This window comes from Larkinella bovis (genome assembly GCF_042655385.1).
Classification (GTDB): Bacteria; Bacteroidota; Bacteroidia; order Cytophagales; family Spirosomataceae; genus Larkinella; species Larkinella bovis.
Genome location: NZ_JBHSMA010000008.1, coordinates 180,171 through 205,068, shown reverse-complemented (window position 1 = coordinate 205,068; position 24,898 = coordinate 180,171). Strand labels below are relative to the sequence as shown.

The 24,898-nt window shown below is 54.5% G+C and carries 18 protein-coding genes; 8 read left to right on the top strand and 10 right to left on the bottom strand.

Annotated elements, in window-relative coordinates:
• The first annotated feature begins 85 nt into the window (after nucleotides 1-85).
• Entirely contained in the window at nucleotides 86-3,040 is a 2,955-nt protein-coding gene (locus ACFPMF_RS21350; protein WP_379848838.1) for a PD-(D/E)XK nuclease family protein, read from the top strand.
• A gap of 28 nt (nucleotides 3,041-3,068) precedes the next feature.
• Here the strand turns inward: ACFPMF_RS21350 and ACFPMF_RS21345 are convergent, their stop codons facing one another.
• Nucleotides 3,069-3,452, bottom strand: a complete 384-nt coding sequence (locus tag ACFPMF_RS21345) for a DUF1801 domain-containing protein (RefSeq protein WP_379848836.1) — start codon at nucleotides 3,450-3,452, stop codon at nucleotides 3,069-3,071.
• A 128-nt stretch (nucleotides 3,453-3,580) separates the two neighbouring features.
• Here ACFPMF_RS21345 and ACFPMF_RS21340 point away from each other — a divergent pair, with 128 nt between their 5' ends.
• Both ACFPMF_RS21340 and ACFPMF_RS21335 read left to right on the top strand, forming a co-directional pair.
• Nucleotides 3,581-4,738: an efflux RND transporter periplasmic adaptor subunit gene (locus ACFPMF_RS21340; protein ID WP_379848834.1), complete on the top strand. Its 1,158-nt coding sequence runs from the start codon at nucleotides 3,581-3,583 to the stop codon at nucleotides 4,736-4,738.
• A gap of 12 nt (nucleotides 4,739-4,750) precedes the next feature.
• Nucleotides 4,751-7,915, top strand: coding sequence for an efflux RND transporter permease subunit (locus ACFPMF_RS21335; RefSeq protein WP_379848832.1), 3,165 nt, complete (start codon nucleotides 4,751-4,753; stop codon nucleotides 7,913-7,915).
• Nucleotides 7,916-7,961: 46 nt separating this feature from the next.
• Here the strand turns inward: ACFPMF_RS21335 and ACFPMF_RS21330 are convergent, their stop codons facing one another.
• From ACFPMF_RS21330 to ACFPMF_RS21295, 8 genes are all read right to left on the bottom strand, one after another.
• Nucleotides 7,962-9,152, bottom strand: a complete 1,191-nt coding sequence (locus ACFPMF_RS21330; RefSeq protein ID WP_379848830.1) for a S8 family peptidase — start codon at nucleotides 9,150-9,152, stop codon at nucleotides 7,962-7,964.
• Nucleotides 9,153-9,541: 389 nt separating this feature from the next.
• Nucleotides 9,542-12,154, bottom strand: coding sequence for an ABC transporter permease (locus ACFPMF_RS21325; protein ID WP_379848828.1), 2,613 nt, complete (start codon nucleotides 12,152-12,154; stop codon nucleotides 9,542-9,544).
• Nucleotides 12,155-12,229: 75 nt separating this feature from the next.
• Complete coding sequence (locus ACFPMF_RS21320) at nucleotides 12,230-12,571, bottom strand: PadR family transcriptional regulator (protein WP_379848826.1); 342 nt, start codon at nucleotides 12,569-12,571, stop codon at nucleotides 12,230-12,232.
• 278 nt (nucleotides 12,572-12,849) lie between these two features.
• Complete coding sequence (locus ACFPMF_RS21315) at nucleotides 12,850-13,797, bottom strand: aldo/keto reductase (protein ID WP_379848824.1); 948 nt, start codon at nucleotides 13,795-13,797, stop codon at nucleotides 12,850-12,852.
• A gap of 74 nt (nucleotides 13,798-13,871) precedes the next feature.
• Nucleotides 13,872-14,621: an SDR family NAD(P)-dependent oxidoreductase gene (locus ACFPMF_RS21310; RefSeq protein ID WP_379848822.1), complete on the bottom strand. Its 750-nt coding sequence runs from the start codon at nucleotides 14,619-14,621 to the stop codon at nucleotides 13,872-13,874.
• A gap of 257 nt (nucleotides 14,622-14,878) precedes the next feature.
• Nucleotides 14,879-16,207 carry a PQQ-dependent sugar dehydrogenase gene (locus ACFPMF_RS21305; RefSeq protein WP_379848820.1) on the bottom strand — a complete coding sequence of 443 codons (1,329 nt, stop codon included), beginning with the start codon at nucleotides 16,205-16,207 and terminating at the stop codon, nucleotides 14,879-14,881.
• A 236-nt stretch (nucleotides 16,208-16,443) separates the two neighbouring features.
• Nucleotides 16,444-17,427: an alpha/beta hydrolase gene (locus ACFPMF_RS21300; protein ID WP_379848818.1), complete on the bottom strand. Its 984-nt coding sequence runs from the start codon at nucleotides 17,425-17,427 to the stop codon at nucleotides 16,444-16,446.
• A gap of 82 nt (nucleotides 17,428-17,509) precedes the next feature.
• A complete protein-coding gene (locus ACFPMF_RS21295; protein ID WP_379848816.1) occupies nucleotides 17,510-18,511 on the bottom strand; it encodes a YEATS-associated helix-containing protein in 1,002 nt (333 codons plus the stop codon).
• Nucleotides 18,512-18,621: 110 nt separating this feature from the next.
• Between ACFPMF_RS21295 and ACFPMF_RS21290 the strand changes: the two genes are divergently transcribed.
• Nucleotides 18,622-19,581: a sugar phosphate isomerase/epimerase family protein gene (locus ACFPMF_RS21290; RefSeq protein ID WP_379848814.1), complete on the top strand. Its 960-nt coding sequence runs from the start codon at nucleotides 18,622-18,624 to the stop codon at nucleotides 19,579-19,581.
• On the opposite strand, the gene yiaA is transcribed toward ACFPMF_RS21290, so the two are convergent.
• Nucleotides 19,582-19,980 (bottom strand): inner membrane protein YiaA, encoded by a 399-nt coding sequence (gene yiaA, locus ACFPMF_RS21285; RefSeq protein WP_379848812.1) that lies wholly within the window; start codon nucleotides 19,978-19,980, stop codon nucleotides 19,582-19,584. It lies immediately after the preceding gene.
• Between the two features lie 270 nt (nucleotides 19,981-20,250).
• On the opposite strand from yiaA, the gene ACFPMF_RS21280 reads away from it, so the two are divergent.
• The 4 genes from ACFPMF_RS21280 to ACFPMF_RS21265 all read left to right on the top strand — a co-directional run bounded on the left by ACFPMF_RS21280 (nucleotide 20,251) and on the right by ACFPMF_RS21265 (nucleotide 24,859).
• The gene (locus tag ACFPMF_RS21280; RefSeq protein WP_379848810.1) at nucleotides 20,251-20,937 is read left to right on the top strand and encodes a response regulator transcription factor; all 687 of its coding nucleotides are present in this window, start codon (nucleotides 20,251-20,253) and stop codon (nucleotides 20,935-20,937) included.
• Nucleotides 20,938-20,940: 3 nt separating this feature from the next.
• Nucleotides 20,941-22,308 carry a sensor histidine kinase gene (locus tag ACFPMF_RS21275; RefSeq protein WP_379848808.1) on the top strand — a complete coding sequence of 456 codons (1,368 nt, stop codon included), beginning with the start codon at nucleotides 20,941-20,943 and terminating at the stop codon, nucleotides 22,306-22,308.
• Between the two features lie 230 nt (nucleotides 22,309-22,538).
• Complete coding sequence (locus ACFPMF_RS21270) at nucleotides 22,539-23,768, top strand: TolC family protein (protein ID WP_379848806.1); 1,230 nt, start codon at nucleotides 22,539-22,541, stop codon at nucleotides 23,766-23,768.
• Nucleotides 23,769-23,809: 41 nt separating this feature from the next.
• A complete protein-coding gene (locus ACFPMF_RS21265; protein ID WP_379848884.1) occupies nucleotides 23,810-24,859 on the top strand; it encodes an efflux RND transporter periplasmic adaptor subunit in 1,050 nt (349 codons plus the stop codon).
• The last annotated feature ends 39 nt before the right edge of the window (nucleotides 24,860-24,898 follow it).

Genomic DNA, 24,898 nt, shown 5'->3' with positions numbered 1-24,898 from the left:
GTCTATGCTCTTTCGTCTTTTGTCTGCGTATCGTTGATTTTACCGGTGCAGATTGCTTCACCGGTTTATTCATTAATTATCCCGAATGACCTTTTTAAGTCAGGTTGCCGCCCATATTTTCCAGCGCCACGGAACGCAGATGGACAACGTGTGGGTGATCGTGCCGACGCGCCGGGCGGTTTCCACCTTTCAGCAACACCTCAGCCAGCACGCCGACACGCCGTTTTTGTCGCCCCACGTTCTGGCCGTCGATGATTTCATTACCGAAAGTGCGGGGGTGCTGCTGATTGATCCCGTCAGTCTCCTGTTCGAACTTTATGAAGTGTTTCGGGAAATTGATCCTGCGCTGGAATTTGGCCGGTTTTTGAATTGGGCCAGCGTGTTGCTCACCGACTTCGACCGCATCGATCAGTACATGATCTCGCCCTCCGAGTTGTTCAGTTACATGACGGCGGCCAAAGCCCTCGAACGCTGGAAACTCGAAGTGCCCGACGGGTATGCGCCGAAACTCGAAACCACCGGCACGCAGCGGTATTTCAAACTGTTTGAGAATCTGCAAACCGCCTATCTGGCCCTGCACGAGCGGTTGCTGGCCAAAGGCTGGGCGTACCGGGGAATGGCCTACCGCTTGCTGGCCGAGCAGATTGAGGAGCGGGTGCGCGACAATCCGGCCTACGAAAAGCTGTATTTTGTCGGTTTTAACGCGCTGAGTCGCTCGGAAGAGCTGATTGTCAAGGCATTGGTGAAAGCGCAGAAGGCCGAAATGCTCTGGGATACCGATGCGTACTACATGGAGTCGAAGCGGCAGGAAGCCGGTAAAATGCTCCGGATGTATAAGGCTGCGGGCTGGAGCGGCCCCTGGACCTGGGAAGGCAAGCACTTGACCGAAACGCGCAGACACATTCAGGTGATCGGGGTGCCGAACGCGAGTATGCAGGCCAGGGTGGCCAATGAAATTTACGGGCAACGGGCGGGCGATCCCAACGCGGGCACGACGGCGCTGATCCTGGGGGACGAAACACTGCTGCTGCCGGTTTTGTATTCGTTGGGCGGGTCGGTGGCGGACCTGAACGTAACGATGGGGCTTTCCTTGCAAAATTCGCAGTTGTTTACGCTGGTCGATGCCCTGTTCGAAATGCAGCGGACGGTGGTGGCTTTCCGGAAGAAAGACGGTTCCGGTACGGTTTACATTCCCAAATACAACCACCGGCAGGTCATTAAAATCCTGAACCATCCGTTTATCCGGCAGTACGAACAAAAGATTCTGAAAACCGCCGGTGCTTCCCCCAACCGCTTGATTCAGAAAGCTGTAAGCGCCATTACAACGGCCAACCTGGTGTATCTCGACGAACAGCAATTGATGACGTTCGGCGAAAATAACCCGCTTTTTGCGGCCCTGTTCCGGCGGTGGCCCGACGACAAACCGCTGGCGATCATTCACCAGTTTTACAGCCTGATTGCGATTCTGAAGGCGGTGTATGCCGAACGGCAGGATGCGATCGAAACCGAATACCTCTACCTGTTTGAAAACCTCCTGCACCAGTTGGAAACCACCCTCGAACGCGAGGAACGGAACGAACTGGTGACGATCAAAAGCCTGAAACTGTTTCTGTACGAACTCATCCGGCAGACCAGCATTCCGTTCGAGAGCGAGGGAGGCAGCGCGTTGCAGGTGATGGGAATGCTCGAAACCCGGGCGCTGGATTTCGACCGGCTGATCATTCTGTCGGTGAACGAGGGTGTTTTGCCCCAGGCCCGGAAGCTGAATTCGCTGATTCCGTTCGATGCCTGCGTGGAAGTGGGGTTGCCAACGTACCAGGATCAGGAGTCGGTAATGTCCTACCATTTTTACCGGTTGCTGCAACGGGCGAAGGACGTCACGCTGCTCTATGTCACCTCGGCGGAGGCTTATGGCACCAGCAAGGGCGAGAAAAGCCGGTTTATCCGCCAGATTGAGCACGAACTGGTGCCGGCATCGGCCGGAGCCATCACCATCAGCTATCCGAGCGTGCGGTTTGGACAGGTGGCGGATAAAAAACCGGTGGCGGTGCCGCACGATTCGCTGGAAATTCCAAAGAGTGAGGCCATTCTGGCCCGGTTGCATCAGGAACTGACGGGGCAGTTCAGTACCCGGAAAAACCGGGTTTTCGGCGGTTTGTACCCCACAGCCCTGAATAATTTTATGAATTGTTCGCTCAAGTATTATTTCAGCCAGGTGATCAGCATGCAGAAAGACGACGAGGTGAGCGACGAGATGGATGCCGCCGAATTCGGGCAGTGGATCCATAGCACGCTGGAAACGCTCGACCTGAAATACCGCATGGCCGGTGAGGAGGTTACCGCCGAAACCGTCATCGAAAAACTGCAAGAGCAGTACGAAAAACAGTTTGCCAACCGGGTGACCGAATCGGGGATGAACCGGCTGCTGTACCGGGTGGCCGAGGATCTGATGGTGCGGTTCAATGCCCTGCAACAGGAATGGTACGGGCGTAATCTGGACGTGTTGCAAACGGAAGAAGAATGGGACACTGAATTACTGGTCGAAACCGCCATCGGGACGCTCCCCATCCGGATTGCCGGTAAAATCGACCGCGTGGAGCGTTTGCGGCAGCCCGACGGCACGACGCTGATTCGGGTGGCCGACTACAAAACCGGCAAGGTCGAAGCGCGCGATGCCGATGTCAAAAGCATGGATATTCTGCTGACCGACTCCCAGAAGGACAAGGCGCGGCAATTGTGGCTGTACCAGTACCTGGTTTACAAAAAGATGCTGCAAAACAAGGGCCTGCAGTTCGGGAACGAGTGGATCGACGGTGTCAACACGAAGGTCGTCGCCGGTTTTTACTCGTTCCGGAACCTGGAAGGCGGTTTTCTGGAAAACAAACTGTATCTGGGGACGCCGGAAGAATTTGTGGCCCAGACCGAAATTCACCTTCGGAAACTGGTCGCCGATCTGTTCGATCCGGTGCAACCCTTCCGGAAAACCGCCAATACGAAAATCTGTGAATGGTGCGAATACCGCAAACTCTGCGGTCGCTGATGTCCTCTGGCCCGATTTTACCGTTGATTTACTCCCGGTGCTGCGGGGAGCCGGCTTTTTCTTTCGACGTTTCGTTGAGTAAAATGGCTTCCTGCAACAAGCTCCGGATTAGGTTTTCATCCACCTCGCCCTCCCGGACCACCAGCGAGCGAACCGTCCGACGACCCCGGTTTTCGAGCACATTCTGCTCATTGGCTAACTCATAACCTCGTAAGAAACAAAGATCAACAGCGGGTTCGCTGGTTCGGAGCGGGTTAAGGTAACAAAGATGACCTTTATACAAAAAAAACGGGACGCCCCAGTTGATTTTTTCCTGAACACGGGGAGCGGCTTCTTTGATTAATCGACGTAATTGGGCTAATAGGCGGTGAATTTCGGGGTTTTGTCGATTAATGTATTCGTCAACTGTCATGGCTTGTTGTAATGGAGTAATTTCGGTGCTAAGTTAGCTGAAAAATCAGATTCCGAGCAGTACGATTTCGATCTGATGGTTCTTTCGCAAAGGGCGTAATGCCGCGCCCGACTCAATAGACTGTTTCTGTGAAAAGGTGGATTTCTATTATTCTGGTGCTTGCGGTATTAGGCGGCATCATTTATTACAACAAGTTCTCTAAAAAATCGTCCGGCGGCCCGGGTGGTCCCGAGGGGGGGCGGAAAGGAGCTACGGCGGGTGGTCCCGGCGGAGGCCGAAACAGCGGGCCGACGGCGGTGAATGTGTTTGTGGTAGCTTCGCAGAATCTGAAGGATGAGGTGGTCGCTACGGGGTCGCTGCTTGCTGCCGAGCAGGTGGATATTTACCCCGAAGTAGCGGGTCGAATTGTGCAGTTAAACATTCAGGAGGGCCGTCAGGTTAGTCAGGGGACGTTGCTGGTGAAGCTGTATGATGGTGATTTACAGGCTCAATTATTGAAGCTGAAAGCCGTTGAAGAAAACAATCGTCGAACCGAAGAGCGTAACAAACAGTTACTGGAGCGGGGCGGTATCAGCCAGCAGGAATACGATATTGTGGCAACGAATCTGAAAAGTACGCAGGCCGATATAGAGGTGACGAAGGCGGCCATTCGCCGGACCGAAATCCGGGCGCCGTTTTCCGGCACTATCGGGTTACGGAACGTGAGCATGGGGGCCGTTGTAACGCCCAACACGTTGATTGCGCGCTTGCAGCAAACCAGCTCGATGAAACTGGATTTTTCGGTGCCGGAAAAGTATGGCTCGGCAGTAAAAATTGGAAGCACGATTTCGTTCCAGATCGACGGATCGGATAAAACATTCAATGGGGCTGTGTACGCGATCGAACCGGGAGTTGAGGAAGCTACCCGGAATCTGCGGATCCGGGCGCGGGTGGCCAATAATTCAGCCAATCTGCGGCCCGGTACGTTTGCAAAAGTAAACCTGGTAATCAATACGACAGACGCGCTGGTAGTCCCGACGCAGTCGGTGATTCCGCAGACGCGGGGCAGCCAGGTCATTGTCATTGAAAATGGCAAGGCGGTTTTCAAAGATGTAAAAACCGGCTTGCGGAACGCCAATGTCGTGGAAATTACGGCGGGCCTGCAGCGGGGCGACACGGTGGCCACCACCGGGTTGATTTTCCTGCGGCCCGATGTGCCGGTTAAGGTGGCCAAAGTGGACAAATTAACGGGCGAAGTTCTGCCTGCCGCCGGATCAGGGGCAGGAAATAGTGCCAGTATGAGATAACGAGCTAAATCGATGAGTCTACCTTCTTTAAGTCTCCGACGACCGGTTCTCGCCATGGTTATGTCGATCGTGATTGTCCTGTTTGGGGTGATCGGCTTTACCTTTTTGGGCGTTCGTGAGTACCCGGCCATTGACCCGCCGATTATTTCGGTGCGGACCAGTTATGTAGGGGCTAACCCGGATATTATCGAATCCCAGATCACGGAACCGATTGAAAAATCGCTCAACAGTATCGAAGGGATTCGGACCATTTCGTCGACCAGCGCCCTGGGCAGCAGCAACATTACCGTTGAATTTGAACTGGGGGCCGACCTGGAACGCGCGGCCAACGACGTGCGTGATAAAGTGGCGCAGGCGCAGCGGCAGTTGCCGCAGGACATCGATGCTCCGCCGGTGGTGAGCAAGGCCGATGCCAACTCCGATCCCATTATCTTTCTGCCGGTTCAGAGCTCCTCCCGCAATGCGATGGAGCTTTCGGACTATGTCGAAAACGTACTGCAGGAGCGCTTGCAAACCATTCCGGGCGTTAGTCAGGTAATGGTATACGGGCTGAAACGGTCGGCCATGCGGCTTTGGATTGACCCGCATAAACTGTCGGCTTACCGCCTGACGGCGCAGGATATTCAGGATGCCTTAACCCGGCAAAATGTGGAGTTGCCTGGTGGGAAAATCTATGGCAACAACACCGAACTAACCGTTAAAGCGGTCGGGCGGCTCGCTACCGAAGAGGACTTTAACAACCTGATTATTCGGCAGACGGCCAACCAGATTATCCGGTTTAAGGATGTCGGGTATGCGATTTTAGGGCCGGAGAACGAGGAAGCCGCTGCAAAGCAGAATAATGCCTCGGGTGTTATTCTGGCCCTGATTCCTCAGCCGGGAGCCAATTATGTGGCCGTAGCCGATGAATTCTACAAACGCCTGGAAGATATCAAACGCGATCTCCCCGGGGATATCCAACTGCTCGGTTCGGATGACAAAACAAAGTTTATTCGGAAGTCGATCGAGGAAGTGGCCGAAACCATTGTGCTTTCGTTCATTCTGGTGGTCATTGTCATTTACCTGTTCTTCCGCGACTGGCTGATCTCGATTCGCCCGCTGATTGATATTCCGGTTTCGCTGATTGCGACCTTCTTTATCATGTACATCGCGGGCTTCAGTATCAACGTCCTGACCCTGCTCGGGATCGTGCTGGCGACGGGGCTTGTGGTGGATGACGGGATTGTGGTCACGGAAAATATCTTCAAGAAAATTGAAGAAGGAATGGATTTAAAACGGGCCGCCAAAGAAGGCTCGGAAGAAATTTTCTTCGCCGTTATCTCCACGTCTGCCACGCTGGCCATCGTGTTCCTGCCGGTGATCTTTCTGGAAGGGTTTACGGGGCGGCTGTTCCGGGAATTTGGCGTGGTGGTGGCGAGTTCCGTCTTGATCTCGGCGTTTGTTTCGCTGACGCTGACACCGGTGCTCAGTGTCAAACTGGTGAGCAAGGACCACGGGAAAGGGTCGTGGTTCTATAAAAAAACCGAGCCCTTCTACCAGTGGCTTGACCGGAGTTACCGGTCGGCCCTGACCGGGTTTATGGGCCGGCGCTGGATTGCGGTCGGAATTATTGCGGTTTGTATGGGCATTATTGTCTGGGTCGGTACCAGCCTGAAATCGGAGCTGGCCCCGCTGGAAGACCGGAGCCGCATTCGTATCCCGGTGACCGCGCCGGAGGGAACCAGCTACGAAGCCATGACCAAGATTATCGAGAACGTTAATCAGTTCGTGCTCGATTCCGTACCCGAAACCAACTATACCTTTAGCGTAGTGGCGCCGGGCAACTCGTCGGCTGGGGCCGTCAACTCCGGCTTTATCAATGTAAACCTGGTTGAGCCGAATGAACGGAAGCGCTCGCAGCAGCAAATCACGGATTACCTGGGCAAATACCTGCGAAGTTCCAGTGAAGCCCGGATGAATGCGACGCAGGAACAGACCATTCAGGTCGGTCGCCGGGGGGGAGGATTGCCGGTGCAGTTTGTGATTCAGAATCTGAATTTTGAAAAGCTCCAGGAAAGTCTGCCCAAATTCATGGATGAGGTTCAGAAAGATCCGACGTTCCAGGGATTTGATGTGGATTTGAAGTTTAACAAACCGGAGCTGAATATCACCATCGATCGCGAAAAAGCTACCAACCTGGGCGTAACCGTTCAGGATGTCGCGCAGACGCTGCAACTGGCCCTGAGTAACCGCCGGTTGGCGTACTTCCTGATGAACGGAAAACAGTACCAGGTGATTGGGCAAGTGGCACGCGATGACCGGGATGAACCGGTCGATCTGGCTTCGTTTTACGTTCGGAACAATGTGGGTGAACTGGTTCAGCTGGATAACCTTGTGAAGTTCTCCGAAGTGTCGAGCCCCGCGCAGGTGTATCACTTCAACCGGTTTAAGGCTGCAACCATTTCGGCGGGTCTGGCCCCGGGCAAGACCATTGGGGACGGTGTGGAAGCGATGCAGGCCATTGCCGCCCGGACCCTGGACGATACCTTCCAGACTGCTCTGTCGGGCTCGTCGCGCGACTATGCCGAAAGTTCATCGAATACGATGTTTGCCTTTATCCTGGCGCTGGTGCTGATCTACCTCATTCTGGCCGCCCAGTTCGAAAGCTTTACCGATCCTTTTATCATCATGCTGACGGTGCCGTTGGCCGTGGCCGGGGCGCTTCTTTCGTTGTTCCTGTTTGATCAGACGATGAATATTTTCTCGCAGATCGGGATCATCATGCTCGTTGGTCTGGTTACCAAAAACGGTATTCTGATTGTGGAATTTGCGAACGAGAAGCGGAAGGAAGGCATGAATCGGATCGAAGCGGCCATCGAGGCTTCGGCGTTGCGGCTCCGTCCGATTCTGATGACCAGTCTGGTAACCGCTTGCGGGGCCTTGCCGATTGCGCTCGGACTGGGGGCTGCGGCCAAGAGCCGGATTCCGCTCGGGGTCGTCATTGTCGGTGGGATTATGTTCTCGCTGGTCCTGACACTGTTCGTTATCCCGGCCATGTATTCGTTCATGTCCCGGTATAAACCGGTCGATAACTCGGCCTACGAAGACCATCCGCAACCGCTGCACCCGCAACCGCTGCCCGAACCGGAGCAACCCCGGAAACGGAAAAGCGAAGAGTTGTACGAAGAAGAAGTTTAAAACTAAAAAACCGGCCATCGAGCCGGTTTTTTAGTTAAAATGGACGTCAGACCTGCGGAGCGCGGGCTAGACCGGTTCCAATGTCGGCCGGATCGAAACCCGCTTTCAGGCCGGTTTCGGTACCGGAAGCCACCAGCTTGGCCGTTAGCGTCAGGGGGGTCAGCAAACCGGTTTTCATGATCTTTTCGGCCCAGAGTGCCGCGACGCCGGCCACGTGCGGGGTGGCCATACTGGTGCCGCTCATCTGGACAAAACCGCCCCCGGGCTTTGCCGAAAGAATTTTGACACCGGGGCCGGCGATATTAGCCCCCGTGTTGGAGAACGGAGCCACGACCAGACCCTGCGTGCTTTCGCCGAGGGCCGCTACCGAGATAATTCCTTCCGACACGGCAGGGGGACTGACCGAAATTTCAAAATCCGGATTCACATTGCGCTGGCTTTCGTTACCGGCTGCTGCCACAATCACGGTCGCCTGGGCAAACGATCCCTGAATTCTGATCAGGGCGGCCAGGCGCTCAAAGAGTTGCACATTGGCCCGGTAGCCTTCCAGCGCGTACGACGTAGCCAGTTCGGCGGGAAAACCCTGACCAATCAGTTCCTTGACAAAACCGGGGAAGTCCATCCCCAGCGACATCGAAATGACATTGGCCCCGTTTTGGCCCGCCCACTGAATAGCGCTGACAATCTGGTCGCTCGACCCTCCGCCGTTTTGACCCAGTACTTTGCCAATGAGCGCTTTCTGAACTCCAGGAGCAACGCCGATCCGTGTGTTGCCACTGATTCGACCAAAAATCGTCCCTGCGCAGTGCGTACCGTGGCCGTGGGCATCGCCGTTGCCTTCGCCCGTAAAATCCTGTTCGATGACCTGGACGCCCGCAAAGGCCGGATGGGCAGCATCGATGCCCGTATCCAGTACGGCTACTACGACCCCGGCTCCCGTGAACGGTGAGGTATCGGCCCCGACGGCTTTCACACCCCAGGCGACGGTTTGCGCGGCTGGTTTGGCTACGGTTTTTTTATCCATCGGTTCAACCAGTTTCATGGGAATGGCCGGTGCCACCGCCAGAATATCGGAATTGCGGGTCATGGAAGAAACCTTCCGGCGGTCGATTTCGTCGACTTCAACCGTCAGTCCGGCGGCCACCGACTCGGCGGAGCGGGCGTGCGAAAGGGCCCCCAGAAAGGGGTCGCGGGTGGCGGTTTGCGTAGTGCGGAGAATGATGTGTTTTTGTTTCATTGGGCAAGGGGTTTAAACAGAATACCACGAATTACTAGTTGGCACGTTGCCGCAGCGGACCCTGCCGACATGGGTCGGGAGAGCAGAATAAAAGCAGAATTACCGGAATAAGCCGCACAGACCGGCGTTACCGGAACCGGTCCACAACCGTTGATTGACCGGAAAAAACGCAGCGTTACAGGCGGCTCCGCCCGGATCATCCCCCGGAGCTTTCATCGCCCTCAGGCGGTTGATGTAATCAAAAATAGGAAGATAACCTGTTCGGAACTAGCGTATTAGTACCTGATTTAGGGAGCGTATCGCCCGTGGAATAGCGATACGTTATACGAAAAAAAAGAGATACGGTTTTTCCGTATCTCTTCGGACTGAAAACCGGATGCTGTGTGGACTTATTCGGAGCGCAGCGCTTTTACCGGATTCATCAGGGCGGCTTTGGCGGATTTGAAGCCCACGGTTAAAAACGCAATCAAAAGCGTGCCCAGGATGGCGGAAAGGAAGACACCCAGCCCCAGGTCGACACGGAAAATAAAACTTTTCAGCCAGGTGTTCATCAGGTAGTATGCCACCGGAGTGGCCACCAGAAAAGCCACCAGAATCAGGCGTGAAAACTCTTTGCCGAAGATCCACAGAATCTGGCCGACACTGCTGCCCAGCGCCTTCCGGATGCCAATTTCCTTGGTTTTTTGAGTGGCCATAAACGACACCAGCCCGTATAAACCCAGACACCCGATAAAAATGGCGATGGCCGCAAAGACCTCCACGACGTGAAGCATCAGGTCTTCGGTTCGGTAAAAATTCGCAATGTGTTCATCCAAAAACTGGTACTCGAAAACCTGGTCGGGGTGCATTTGGCTCCACGTTTTCTCGAGGGCCGCCAGAGTAGGGCCAACGGTTTTCATATCGATCCGGACCGCATAGCTTTCATACCGGTCGCTGGCTGACATCAGGCAAACGGCATTAATGTTTTCGTGAAAAGAACGGTCGTGAAAATCCTGAACAACCCCAACGATCGGTCCCGCCAGTTTGTCATTATTCAGGCTGAGTGGTTTGCCAATCAGTTCTTGTGCCGATTTCAGCCCCAGCTTACGGGCAAACATTTCATTGACAATAAATTCCTTCGTGGTATCCGAGGGAAGTAAATTGCGGCCCGCCACCAGCTTCAGGTCAAAGAGCGGAACATACTGTTCGTCGGCGGCTTTTACGCTGACGCTGAAGGCTTCGTCTTCGGTGCGGTTGTCATACCGGGGCGAGGTATTCCAGACGTTGTAGTTCGAAGCCGGAGCCGCCTGACAGAGCGAAGCCGTTTTTACCCCTGGAATCCGGGTCAACCGCTGGTGTAACGTTTTCATGGTCTGAAGCTTCGAATCCGACGCGACGGGGAGCATGACCACGGCCTCTTTATTGAAACCCAGGTCCGACTGGGTTGAATACCGCATCTGGTTGGCAATGACAATCATCCCAATGATCAGGACCTGGGAGATGGCAAACTGGCCGACAATCAGCGTTCGGCGGACGTTGAAGCCACCCACGTTCTGGTGCGAGAGCTTGCCTTTCAGCGCCATTACGGGCTGAAAACCGGCCAGGATCAGTCCGGGGTAGGAACCGGAAAAAAACGTGACGAGCAGCCCCAGCACCGGCAGAAAAACCGCTGGCTTCCAGTCGGCAAATGGGTTCAGCGTCAGTTGTGCCCCCAACCAGTCGTTGATGAAAGGCAGTAGGGCCCAGGCCGCCAGACCGGCAAGCAGAAGAGCCAGGGTTGTGATGAACCCGGTTTCGGTAATGAACTGCCAGAAAAGCTGCCCGCGTACGCTGCCCAGCACTTTCCGAACCCCCACTTCCTTGGAACGCCGGAGGGCCTGGGCGGTCGCCAGATTGACAAAATTAATGCAGGCCGTCCCAATCAGAAAAAGCGCGATACCGCCTAAAACCCACAGATTACGGCGGGTGATGGTGCCGCCATACCGACCGTCGAAATGAATATCGTCCAGGGGTTGTAACTTATAATGGTGCACATTTTTATTCGTCGGGCGGTATTTTTTCACGTAGGCGGGTAACACTTCCTCCACCTGAGCCGCCGTCACCCCGGGCCGAAGCCGGACAAAGCACTGCATGGCGCTGTTCATACCGCCCCAGGCTTCCTCGTTGGCCATCCATTCGTCATACTGTTTTAGGGTGTTGTAGGACACGTATATTTCCGTTCGGCGGGCGGTATTGGGGGGTAGATCGGCCAGAATACCCGTTACCCTCAAATCGATCTTGTTTTCCACCCGGAACGTTCGATTGATCGGATCGCTGTCGCCGAATAGTTTCTGCGCCATTTTTTCGGTTATAATAGCCGTGTTGGGGTCGGCCAATGCGGTTTTTATCGACCCTTTTCGGAGCGGATAATTGAAGATGTCGAAGAAGTCGATTTCGGTAAAGGCCACGTCATCCTTGAATTTCCGGATTTGCTGGCCGTGCTGGATGGTCAGTAACACGCCGTCGGCGGTGGCGATGCGGGCCACTTTCTCACCAAAAGTGTAATCGTCCCGGAATACTTTGCCGAACGGATTGGGGACATTGGGCTTGTAGCTAACGGTTTCGCGGTGCTGCTCCGTCACGAAGCGATAAATCCGGTCGGCATGCGAATGAAAACTGTCAAAACTCAGGTGATAATTGATCAACGTGAAAATCAGGATGGCACAGGCGATTCCCATGGCGAGGCCCGAAACATTGATGAACGTGTACGTTTTATGACGGCTCAGATTTCGCAGGGCGATTTTGGAATAATTTCGGATCATAACAGTATTTGTTGGTTGGGAATATTCACGAGGTTTCCGTCTGATAAAAAACGGATTCAGGTAATTCAAAACCGCCCAGATAAACTTCCGACGGGCTTTGTGCAAACCGACTTCCCGGACTTGCTTATAAAACACCTCATGCAAATCGCCCTGCACATCTTCCAGCAGATGCGGTGCGACGAACAGTTCCAGCAGCCAGTCGGCCCAGCGGGGAGGGGTCATGGGAGTGATGAGTTAAGAGTTATGAGTTGCAGAATGCGTCCGCCAGCTTTGCATTCGTCATTCTTCACTCGTGACTTAAAAGGGGCCGATCAATTGAAATTTTCCAGGTGGGATGGCCTGCCAGAGTCGGCTGCGGACCTCCTGGATATCGTGCAAAGCCCGCACCCCGGCGGTGGTCAGGGCGAAAAACCGCTTTCGCCGGCCCCCGCGTTCGGCGGTGGCGCCCCCCATTTGTGAGGAGAGGAAGCCTTTCTCTTCCAGGCGGTACAGCGTGGCGTGAACGGCGCTCATGGTAATGGTCCGGCCGGTTTGCTGCTGGACATCTTCCCAGATCGTAACGCCGTAGGCTTCAGCGGGGCAGGCTGCGACCACCAGCAGGACGATCTCTTCGAATTCACCTAAAAAGGATCTACGCATGTTCTTAAACCGGCTGAGAATATTAGTTATAATTTTGCAAAACAAATAGGGTGCCAAAGCTAAAAACCGCCCTGGAATGCCTTTGAAGCGTGGGTTTGAAAGAAGCTGTGTCCGAATTCGTACAGGTTTTGTCCGCGCTTGGACAGGGAGGTTACGGTATACGGTTTTCGGGTTACAGTTTTCGGTTTTAGTCTTGGGAAGCCTCTACCGGGTTACGCCTTCTCGATGGGCTACCGAAAGGTACTTCAACCGTAAACCGAAAACGGTAAACCGTTCCCCTATAACCCACCGATCAGCGCGGCCATCTTCTCGCGCAAAGCCGCATCCGGCTGGCGTCCGTGGCCGGCCAGCATATTGTCGGCTGCGTGTTTGGGGTTGCTGGTGCCGGGAATGACGCAGGTAACAGCGGGGTGGCCGATGAGGAATTTCAGGAAAAACTGCGCCCAGCTATGGATCTCGTTTTCGTTGGCCCAGGCGGGTAATTCTTTGCCTTTAACCCGCGAAAACAACCGGCCTTCGGCAAACGGCTGGTTGATGATCGTCGCGACGCCTTTGTCCCGGGCGGTGGGCAACAACCGCTTCTCGGCGTTGCGGGAAAGAATCGAATAGTTGAACTGGACGAAGTCGATCGGCTCTTTCGAAAGGATGTCGATCAGCTCATCGTGCCTCGAATCCGTGTAATGCGTAATGCCAATGTAGCGGATTTTACCGGCGGCTTTCCAGGCTTTCAGGGTTTCGAGATGGGTTTTCCAGTCAACCAGGTTATGAATCTGCATCAGATCCAGGGCTGAACGTTTCATTTTCTGCATCGACTCCTCCATCTGCCGGATACCCGCTTCCCGGCCCCGTGTCCAGACCTTCGTGGCGTAAAAAAACTGGTTCTGAAAACCGGATTTGGCGGTGAGGTCGCCGACTACTTCTTCCGAGCGTCCGTACATCGGCGACGAATCGATCATTTTCCCGCCGGCCTGCTGCACCGCTTTCAGAGCTTGCAGGAGCGGTTCCTTTTCGGCGGTTCCGGTAACATCGAAGGTTTGCCAGGTGCCAATGCCCACTACGGGTAGGTTCTCTTTACTGACTGGAATGGGTCGGTTGAGCATGGGGGTTGGAGCGGCTGCTGAAAAACCGGCCAAACCGCCCATTGCCAGTGTTGCCGCGGAAGTCGCCAAACGTTGGAGGGCTTCGCGTCGGGAGAATTGTTCCGGGTTGTGATTCGTCCGTTTCATCAATCGAATATACCGGTTTTTAGACAAATTACTACCCGGTTTTATCCCTCACCGGAACCGCGTGTCATCAGCCATTATTGACAGACATACCCGCCATCCGAACTGACCAGGCTGCCGGTCATGAACGAGTTCTCGTCGGAGAGCAGAAATGCCACTACCTGCGCAATTTCTTCCGGTTTTCCGACCCGCCCCCAGGGCTGAACGGTATCCAGGGATGTGTATACGTCTACTTCCGGAACGGAATTGACACGCGCAAAATGCGTCACGGCTTTATGCAGCAGGGGAGTGTCAATGGTGCCGGGGCAAACGCAATTGACCCGGATGTTAAACGGAGCGCAGTCGATGGCCGTACTTTTGGTCAACTGGCCAATGGCCCCTTTGGTCAGGCCGTAGACGGAACTGCTGGCTTTGCCCACCAGCGCCTGATCCGATCCCATCAGGACAATGCTGCCTTTTCGTTGCGCTTTCATGTACGGCAGCACTTCCCGGATCGTGTAAAAGGTACCCTTGATGTTGATGGCAATCAGGTTATCGAGTTCTTCGTCGGAGGTTTGCTCCATGCTCGCGAACAGGTGAACGCCGGCGTTGGCAAACAGCAAGTCAATTTTCTGCTCGCGTTCGATGATGATCTGGTAGGCCCGATGAATATCGGTTTTTTGGCGGACATCACAGGGAATAAAGGTACCCCGGGTGTCATCAGCCGGCAGCTGGTGTACATCAAGATTATAAACCGTCGCCCCGCGTTCGGTGAGAAGGTGGCGGGTTGCTTTTCCAATACCGGTGGTGGCGCCGGTGATCACTACGACTTTGTTGACCCAATTCATGTAATAGGAAGGAGTTTAGTCAGGCAGTTGCGCCGGATGCCCCGGAACAACCGGTGGAAACCAAGGTCCACAGCGCAAACGTAGGGAAACCGGCGCTCAAACCCTATCACATTTTTCCCAAAGAGGCCCAAAATCGTGTTTTTACAAACGGCTGGCGGGAAGTTGGACAGGCCAACCCGGTTTCATTCCGGTCAAAAACCGGAATGATGGCTGGGAGCAGGAGGGATAGGGCCAGCCGAAAACCGGTCCCGGGGAAATTAGCGTTTTGCGCTGACGCGCCAGATCCGGCGGCCGGCATCGTCGGCTACGAGCAGCGATCCGTCGGGCAAAACCGTAACGCCAACCGGACGACCGTGTACATCCTTATCGTCGATGATAAAACCGGTCAGGAAATCTTCCGGTTTGCCGCTGGGTTTTCCGTTCGAAAACGGGACGAAAATGACTTTGTAACCGGCAAAAGCCGAGCGGTTCCACGAGCCCCGCTGGCCGACAAAAGCGCCGTTATGGTATTTCGCCGGAAACGCATCTTTGTCGTAGAAAGCCAGCCCCAGCGAGGCCGTGTGCGATCCGACCGCCACATCGGGCACGATGGCTTTTTTGACCAGATCGGGCCGTTCGCCTTTCCGGCGCGGGTCTTCGTTCTGACCGTAATAGGAATAAGGCCAGCCGTAGAAGGCGCCCTCTTTAACGCTCGTGATGTAATCGGGAACCAGGTCGTCGCCCAGCTCGTCGCGTTCGTTGACGGCAGTCCAGAGGGCGCTGGTGACGGGGTTCCAGGCCATACCCACCGGGTTGCGGAGGCCACTGGCAAAGACGCGCAGGCCGGTGCCGTCGGGGTTGATTTCCAGGATATTGGCCCGGTTGGCTTCGTGTTCCATGCCGTGTTCGGCCACGTTGCTGCCCGAACCCACCGAAATGTAAATTTGGGAACCATCGGCGCTGGCAATCAGGTTGCGCGTCCAGTGGTTGTTATAGCCCCCCGCCGGAAGCGACAGAATGGACTTGCCGTTGGCGGTTATTCGGGTCTGACCGGTTTGGTACGGAAACGTTAACAAACCGTCGGTATTGGCAACGTAGAACGTAGTGCCGACCAGCAGCATACCAAATGGCTGATTCAGGCCGTCCAGAAAGGTTTGGCGAACGTCCGGTTTTCCGTCCTGGTTGGTGTCGCGCAGGAGGGTGATGCGATTGGCACTTTTGCCGGAGGCTTCGGATTGGGCCTGCCCGCTGACCACCGAGCTAACTTTCTTCACAATTCCTTTACGCTCGGTTTGCGATTCCACCACGAGTACATCGCCGTTCGGCAGGACATAAGTCTGGCGTGGGTTGTCCAGATCGCGGGCGTATTCGGTGACCACAAACCCGTCGGGAGCTTTGGGGGTCTGGCCATCTTTCCAGCCAATAACGTTGCTGAAATGGGTGGATGATTCGGCCGGGGGCGGCAGATCGGGTGCTCTCGGCGCTTCAGCTATTTCCGTCGTATCGGTAGCTTCCGAATTTTCGGTCGATTGTTGACCCTGACCGCAGGCCATCAGGAATCCCGCCAGCAGGAGGGAACAGGAGAAACGAACCAGTATATTTTTCATCGTTGAACAGAAAGAATCGCTATCCTCTATCAACCGATGAAGGGCGGCTTTGTTCGCTGCTGAGCCCTGGTAACCGTCCGGGCGCTGCCCACAAACTGGAGTTTGAAACCCGTTACCCGCTTCGTTGCGGCCTCCCGGGCGAAGGTAAAAATAGAACCGAATTCGCCAGTCGAAGGTATCGGATGCAGCCCGCTTAACCCGGTTATTTTTCGAAAGCTACCCCCACGGTTGTCCGGCTAAGGGGTTAACGATTCGGCAACGGGCCGGGCGGGTTTCGGCACGGATAGAAACTGGCTGATTGCTGCCCGCCATTGGGCCGGTTCATTCGTGCAGTACGACTGATGGCCCGAGTTTTCATAAACCACCAGTTGCTTGGTTTTTGTGCCTAAATTTTCAAAAATGGCGTCGGTTTCGTGGCGCAAAACGCGCGGGTCTTTGGCGCCCCAGTTCAGCAAAACCGGCATGGTAAGTTGCCGGGCCGATTCCGACGGACGAAATTTGAAGACATTCATGCCCCGTTGCATACCGCCCCACAAGGCAAGCAATTCGGAGGCCGGGTGGGCCGGAATGTGCATTGACCGAAGTCGTCCCTGCACGGCATCGTATAACGACGCAAACGGACATTCCAGAATTACCCGCGTCGGTTTCAGACCGTGTTCGGGAATGGCTTTCAGGATGGTGGCGGCCCCCATCGAAACGCCCCAGAGAATAATGTTTTTCTCACCCCCCCGGGTTACAAAATCGTAGGCGGCTTTCAGGTCGTTGGTTTCCTTAAAACCGATGGTGCAGATATTGCCCCCGCTATTGCCGTGCGCCCGGAAGTCGAAGGCCAGGGTGTTATAACCCAATTGGTGAAAATAATCGGTTTCGCAGAGAATGCGTGACTTGTTCGACGCGTGCCCGTGGCAAAGAATCACCGTGCCTTTGGCCGAATCCACCGGGATGTACCAGCCTTCCAGTTTTTGGCCGTATTCGTTGGTCAGCCGAATGGTTTCGAACGGTATTTTGGGCTGGTCGCTGATCACCGACTTTTTCAGTTTCATCCCAAACAGGGCCGCGTTCACTAATTCGCCGGTGGAGTACTCTTCCGGTTTTCGGGACGGGGTTTGGTCGGGATTGTCGTAGAAATAGGTAAACCGGGCGGCATGAAAGGCCAGACTGATGTTCAACAGGACGAACAAGACGAGCAGCGCGAGCCCAATACGGCGCAGAATCAGCATGAAAATTAACGTAAAGTGAAAGCCGGACAAACATACCGATTTTTAAAGACAGTTCGAATGGCACCAGTGGTTCAAAAGGCCATTACCGCGCCCGGAAAACGGCCGGAACGTCCGGCGCATCGGTCGGGTCGGATAAGTCCAGTTCCAGTTGCGTTCCGTCGTCGGTTTCGGCACCGATCGTGAAGGCACCCCAGGCGGTTTTTTCCAAAACCGCCCGATTGTTCACCACCGGAACGCTTTGCCTGTCCGGAACGAAGGTATCGTGTAAATGGAAAATGACGTTGCCGGTAAGCGGATGATGCTGCGGGTCGGTCGAAATCACTTCCATCCGGACGTTGAACCAGTCTTCGTCGTCATCGATGGCGGTCACGGTGGCCTGGAGTTGCCTGAAATTAACGGTATGCTTTCCTCCCCACCGACCTTTTTGCGGGTCGTCCGGGTGAAGCGGGGACGAAATTGCCGGCGACGGCCCCCGTGTGGCTTCCCGTGTTATCGGAACGGCGTTGGTAGGAGCGGTTTTGCGGGCGATGGAGTTTTCCTGGATTTTTTTCTTGACGGCCTGTAAGGTTGCCCGGTTGGTCGTGGTTTTCTTCTCCGTTTCTTCCACCTTCTGGTCGGTTTCCCGGACTTGTTGCTGGGTCGCCCTGACGTCTTTCTGGGTTTCCTGAACCTGCTCCTTCGTTTCCCTGACTTCTTTTTTTAGTTCGATCATCAGCCGGTCACTCACGGAAGAAATAAACCGGGTCGATGAGATGGCCGCGATGGTGCAAAAGCTGAAAAAGACCAGGTAATTCTGCACTTTCTGGCCGATGGCCACCGAAAGCGGCTGATCGGTTGCTCCGCTGGCGGGTGGTGCCGGAAGAACTTTGACGAGTTCGTCCAGAATTTTGCTTTGCGTGAGAAACAGAAAAACCGGGACAATCAGCGAGGCTCCGATGCCCATCAAGACACATTTCCACCAGACTTTGGTTGGTTCGCCCTCGGCTGCCGGGAGAAAACAGTTGACCAGACCGCCCACCAGACCAGCCAGTGTCATGGCGCCCAGAATGGTCCATAGATCGGGAGAAGCAAGGACAGAGTTCATGAAAAGAAGGAAGGGATGAGGTAAGCCGTTGTAAGATAATGAATAAGGGCAACGCTGAGTAGATCGCTGTCTAAAAAATCTTACCGGGATAGCGAAAACTTCGAAACCCTATGCCTACCCTGCTGCAACGACGTGAACTGTTAAAAGGCCTGCTGGCGACCGGTCTGGTGGGTGCATCGGCCGAAACAAAGGCGGTATCGGAACCGGCGGCTGATGCGGCCCCGTTCAGCGTTCATATTTTCTCCAAACACCTGCATTTTCTGGATTATACCGAACTGGCAGCGGTGGCTTCGGACCTCGGTTTTGAAGGCGTCGATCTGACGGTGCGGCCCGATGGCCATGTCGAGCCTGCCCGCGTCCGCGACGATTTGCCGAACGTGGTGGCAGCCCTGAAAAAGAAAAACCTGAGCGCATCGATGATCACGACGGCGGTGACGAAAGCGGATGACGCGGTCGGCCGGGCGGTTTTGGAAACCGCCAGTAAACAGGGTGTGCGGTATTACCGGACGGGCTGGCTGGCGTATCCGAATCATCAGCCCATTCCGACGATCCTGAAGCAATACCGGCAGCAACTCGGCGATCTGGCCCGATTGAACCAGCAACTGAACCTGGCGGGCGCTTACCAGAACCACGCCGGAACCAATTTTGGGTCGGCCACCTGGGACTTGGCGACGGTTTTGCAGGACATCAATAATCCCGGTTTGGGGTGTCAGTACGACATTCGCCACGCGACGGTGGAAGGCGGCACGTCCTGGTCGACGGGATTGCGCATGATTCATCCCCACATCAAATTTATTGCCATCAAGGACGTGATCTGGGAAAAAAACGGTGGGAAATGGAAAGCCGTCAGCGTTCCGCTGGGGCAGGGGATGGTCGATTTTCCGGCGTATTTCGCCCTGCTGAAGCAACTGAACGTCCGCGTCCCGATCTCGCTACACCTCGAATACCCGCTGGGTGGGGCCGATCAGGGGCGTCGTGACCTCACCATTCCCCGCGACAAGGTCTACCAGGCCATGCAGACTGATTTGCAAACCTTGCGGGGAATGCTGAAAAAAGCCGGACTTGTGTAACTACCCTTTCTTCGAAAATTCCTGGCTGTCGCGGGTGTTTTTCTGGACGGCAATGGCCCCGAATAAACCCAGTAAAAAAGCAAAGGCATAAAATCCTTTTTCACTCGGCAGCAGCGTTGCGTTCCAGAGTCCGATGGTCAGCAGTGTGATCGAAAGGAGGGTGGAGAACCAGCTGAGTCCGTAATAAATATCCGTTACCGGGTAACCTTCCAGCCGGTCCCGAACACTTTTTTGCAGTGATACGACCGAGAAAAGGCCGAACATCAGCACGGTGAAGTAGAAGCCTTTTTCATTGAGAAGCATGGTCGAGCGCCAGAGCCCGATGAAGTACCCGAACATTCCGGCCCCAAGCGCTACCCACGAAGCGCCGACAAAAGCGGCAGACGGTTTTTGATTCATTTGTTGTTTCCTGTTTACTGTGTATTCTGATTGCCTTTTACAAAAATAGGCGGACGAAATGCTTGCCTGGTAGCGGAAATTGGTAACGCGCTATGCTGAGGAAACAGCCGGTTGATTTGGTGCCGCAACTGGTAAAAACCGGGTGACCGGAAGGACGCGGAGAATGTTACCAACCGCGCCGAATTAGAATACGCTTAGAAATGTAGGCGGCAAGAACCGCAGAAACCATTTGTTGCGTTATTTCAGTAATCGTTCTGATTTTAAAACCGTATGAAGCGTATACTGATTGTGGAGGATGACCGCCGGATTGCCCAGAACATCAGCCGGGGCCTGATGGAAGAAGGTTACCAGACCGAGGTGGCTTACGAAGGCTACAATGGCCGCGATCTGGCGTTGCGCCAACCCTTTGACCTGCTCATTTTGGACATCAACCTGCCGGGCTTGAACGGCTACGAAATTTGCCGGAACGTGCGGGCTGAAAAACCGCATTTGCCCATTATTATGCTGACCGCCCTGGGCGAAATCGAGGATAAGGTCGAAGGGTTGGAGCGCGGTGCGGATGATTATATCGTAAAGCCATTCGATTTCAGGGAGTTAAGTGCGCGCATTGCCACCTGTTTCCGGCGGTTGGACTTACTCGGAAAAAGCGCCGTGGATGAAGTCCTGCGGATTGCCAACCTCGAAATCAACGTTTCGACCAAACAGGTCCGGCGCGATGCGACCCCCATCGACCTGACGGCGCGGGAGTTTGCGCTGCTCGAATACCTAGTGCGCAATCGGGGCCGGGTGGTTTCCAAGATGGACCTGGCCGAGAAAGTCTGGAGTCTGAATTTTGACCCGGGAACGAATGTCGTGGAGGTGTATATCAATTACTTACGAAAAAAAATTGATCGTGATTTTGAACCCAAACTGATTCATACCCGCGCGGGAATGGGCTATTTGTTAAAAGTAGAGTAAGAAATGAAGATCAGAAACCGGATAGCGCTTCAGTTTTCGCTCATCGTAGCGTCCATTTTGCTGACCTTTTCGCTCCTCATCTATTTCACAACGGCCGCATACAGCCGGGATGACTTCTACGAACGGCTGAAAAAGAAAGCGCGGACCACCGCCCGGTTTTTGATTCAGGTGAAAGAAGTTGACCAGAATCTGCTGAAAATCATCGACCGGAATACGCTGACGGCCTTGTACGATGAGAAGGTACTGGTATTTGACGAGCAAAACCGGCTGATTTACGCCAGTGTGGATGACCATATTATTCATTATCAGCGGAGTTTGCTGAACGACGTCCGGGAGTCGAGGGAGGTGGAAACCTGGAGCGATGAAAACCAGCTGGCCGGGATTTTATACGAGGAGGGTGGCCGGCGGCTCGTGGTGCTGGCGTCGGCCTACGACCAGGTGGGGCGGAGCAAACAGCGGAACCTGCGGGTTACGCTGGTTTGGGGGCTCATCGGCGGCATTGGCCTGACCGTTGGCCTCGGAATATTCTTTGCCGGCCAATCGCTGAGACCCATCGACGAGATCAATACCCAGATTTCGACCATTACGGCCCGAAACCTGCGGCAACGGCTGGATGAAGGGGATCGCCGGGACGAAATCGACCAGCTGGCGGTGAATTTCAACGCCGTACTGGGCCGGTTGGAGCAGGCTTTCGAGCAACAGCGCAGCTTCGTTTCGCACGCGTCGCACGAACTGCGAACGCCACTGGCGTCGCTCAAATCCGAGATTCAGCTGGGGCTGCGCCGACAACTGGATGCGGGCGAATACGAAACCATTCTGACCAACCTGCATTCGGATGCGGATCGGCTTATTGCCCTGACCAACAGTTTATTATTTCTGGCCCGAACGATCGAGAACATTAGCCAGATGCCGCTCGAACCGGTGCAGATGGAAGAGGTGGTGTTGCTGGCGCGGGACGAGTTGCTGAGTGCCAAACCGCATTACCGGATCGAATTCGATTACGACAATTTGCCCAATTCGGAAACGGAAACGACGGTTTCCGGCAACGAAGAACTCCTCAAACGGGTGTTGCAGAACCTGATGGACAACGCCTGCAAATACTCACCGGACCACACGGCCCGCGTCCGAATTGGAACCAATGAGCAGTTTTGCCGGGTTAGCGTCCATGACAACGGGGTTGGCATCAAACCGGAGGAGGTTGAATTGATTTTTGAGCCTTTCTACCGGACGGCCAACGCGGTCGGCTACGAAGGTTTTGGCATTGGTTTATCCATTTGTCAGCGGATTCTGGAGCTTCATCAGGGCCAGATTACGGTCCAGAGCCAGCCGGGCGAAGGGAGTGTGTTTACGATGCAAATTGCTCATCTGTAATCAGGGAGACGGGTTTACGGTTTTCCGTTTCAGAGGTTTCGTCGGGATGGTTGCGTAGAGCTAACCGCAAACGGAAAACCGTACCCTGTTGACCATCCTGCTTCTAATTTTTTTTTAACGGGTATTTAACCTTTTTCTAATTCACTTTTAACGGTCCTCTAACTTCTTTTGGTGAACCTTGCAATCGCAATGTGCTAACCATTTGAATGCGATTTAGAGTAATTTTTAGCATGTTCTGGTTGCTCTCGGTAGCCAGTCATGCCCAGGATTCCCTGCGGCTTAGCCGACGACAGGCGGATAGCCTTTTTATCAAAAATAATTTGCTGCTGCTGGCTGGCCGATTTCGCATCGAAGCCGGGCAGGCGCAGATTATTCAGGCCAGTTTGTACGATAATCCCACGGCTTCGGTGGAGGTGAGTGCGTACAATAGTGATCAGCACCGGGTGCTGGATGTGGGTCGGCAGGGGCAGAAAATCATTGCGGTCGAGCAACTGCTCTACACGGCCGGAAAACGCAACAAACGGATTGCGCTGGCGCAGGAAGCCGCCCGACTCAACGAGTACGAGTTTGCCGATTTACTCCGGTCTTTGCGGTTTGAGCTGCGCACCCGGTTTTTCGATCTGTATTTTCAGCAGGAAACCCTCCATCGCTACGACCGCCAAATCACAACGTTGCAGGGCACCGTAACGGCTTTTGAGCAGCAGTACGACAAAAATAATGTGTCGCTGCGCGAACTGCTCCGACTCAAGGCGCTGCTTTTCCAACTCAATAACGACCGGCTGGAGATTCGGTTACGACTGGCCGAAAATCAGCAGATTCTGCGTACCCTGCTTTCGGTCGATCAGCCCATTCTCCCGGTAGTGACCGAGGCTCAGCTGCAAGCCTACCGGCTGCCGGATTTACCCGTTGATTCGTTGCGGGAACATGCGCTGCGCCACCGGGCCGATGTGCTGGCGAATCAGTCGCTGACCCGGCAATCGGAGTTGAATTATACCCTGCAAAAGGCCCTGGCCGCCCCGGATTTGCGCATCGGCGGTACCTACGACCAGGCCGGAAGTTACATTCCCCACTACGTTGGCGTTTCGGTAAGCATGGATTTGCCGCTGCTGAACCGCAACCAGGGCGCGATCAAAGCCGCCCGCTCGCAGGTCGATTACCAGAAACAGATGCAGAACCAGAAGGTCGTGCAGGTGGGTAATGAGGTGATTGCGGCTCTGCAAAAAGTGCAGGAAGTCGAGCGGACGGTTTTGTCGGTTGAATCCCGGTTTTCGGAGCAGTTCGAGCAATTGAACCAGGGACTGTTTGCCAATTTTCAGAAACGGAATATTTCGCTGCTGGAGTTTATCGACCTCATCGAAACCTACAACGAAAGCACCAAGGAACTGAACCGGTTGAAAGCCGACCGCATCGGGGCATACGAAGAACTGAATTACGTCGTAGGCGTGGAATTATTTAATTGAAAATCAGCATGAAATCAGTCGCGGGTTGTTTGCTTTTGGGGATGCTCGGCCTGGCAGCCGCCTGTCACCAGAAAGCAGAAGTTGAAGAGGAAAAAGCCTTTATGATGTCGGACACGATGATGAACCGTATCCGGCTGGACACGGTCATTGATCTGCCGGTTCGCAGCGAACTGACGCTGGTGGGCAAGGTGGCCGCCGACGAAAACAAGGTAATTAAAGTATTTCCGCTGGTCGGGGGCGTGGTGGAGGAAGTGGACGTTGAACTGGGTGATTATGTCAGGAAAGGCCAGCAACTGGCCGTCATTCGATCCGGTGAAGTGGCTGATTTTGAGCGGCAGATGATTCAGGCGCAATCGGACTTGTTGCTGTCGCAGAAAAACCTGAGCGTTGCCGAAGACCTTTTCGAAAGTAAACTGAACTCCCAGCGCGAGGTGGTAGCGGCCCGGAAGGATGTTGAAACCGCCCAGGCCGAACTCAACCGGGTGAAGGAAATTTTTCGGATTTACGGATTGGGCAAAACACCCACTTACATCGTTCGGGCGCCGATCGATGGCTTTGTGATCGAGAAAAACGTCAACCGCGATATGCAGCTTCGCTCCGACAATGCCGACAACCTGTTTACCGTGGGCCAGATCAGCGACGTCTGGGTGCTGGCGAATGTCAACGAAAGCGATATTGGGCGGGTAAAACCGGGCATGGCGGCCAGCGTGCAGACGCTGAGTTACCCCGACCAGCGGTTCAAGGGGCATGTCGATAAAATCTTTAGCGTGCTTGATCCGAATACGAAAGCCATGACCATCCGCATCCGGCTCAAAAACGAAGGAATGAAGCTCAAACCCGAGATGCACGCTACCGTCGCGCTCCGGTTTGATGAGGGCCAAAAAATGGCCACGGTGCCGTCCAATGCGGTTATTTTCGACAATTCGAAGTACTACGTCATGATTTTCCGCAGCCGGTCGGACATCGAAACGCGGGAAGTTCACATCCACAAATTTCTGGGAGACATCGCCTACATCAGCGCCGGGTTGAAACCGGGAGAACAAGTCATCTCCAGAAATCAACTGCTGGTTTACGACGCGCTTAACGATTAATACGTGAGTGAGCGACTAAACCTCATCGCTTTACAGACG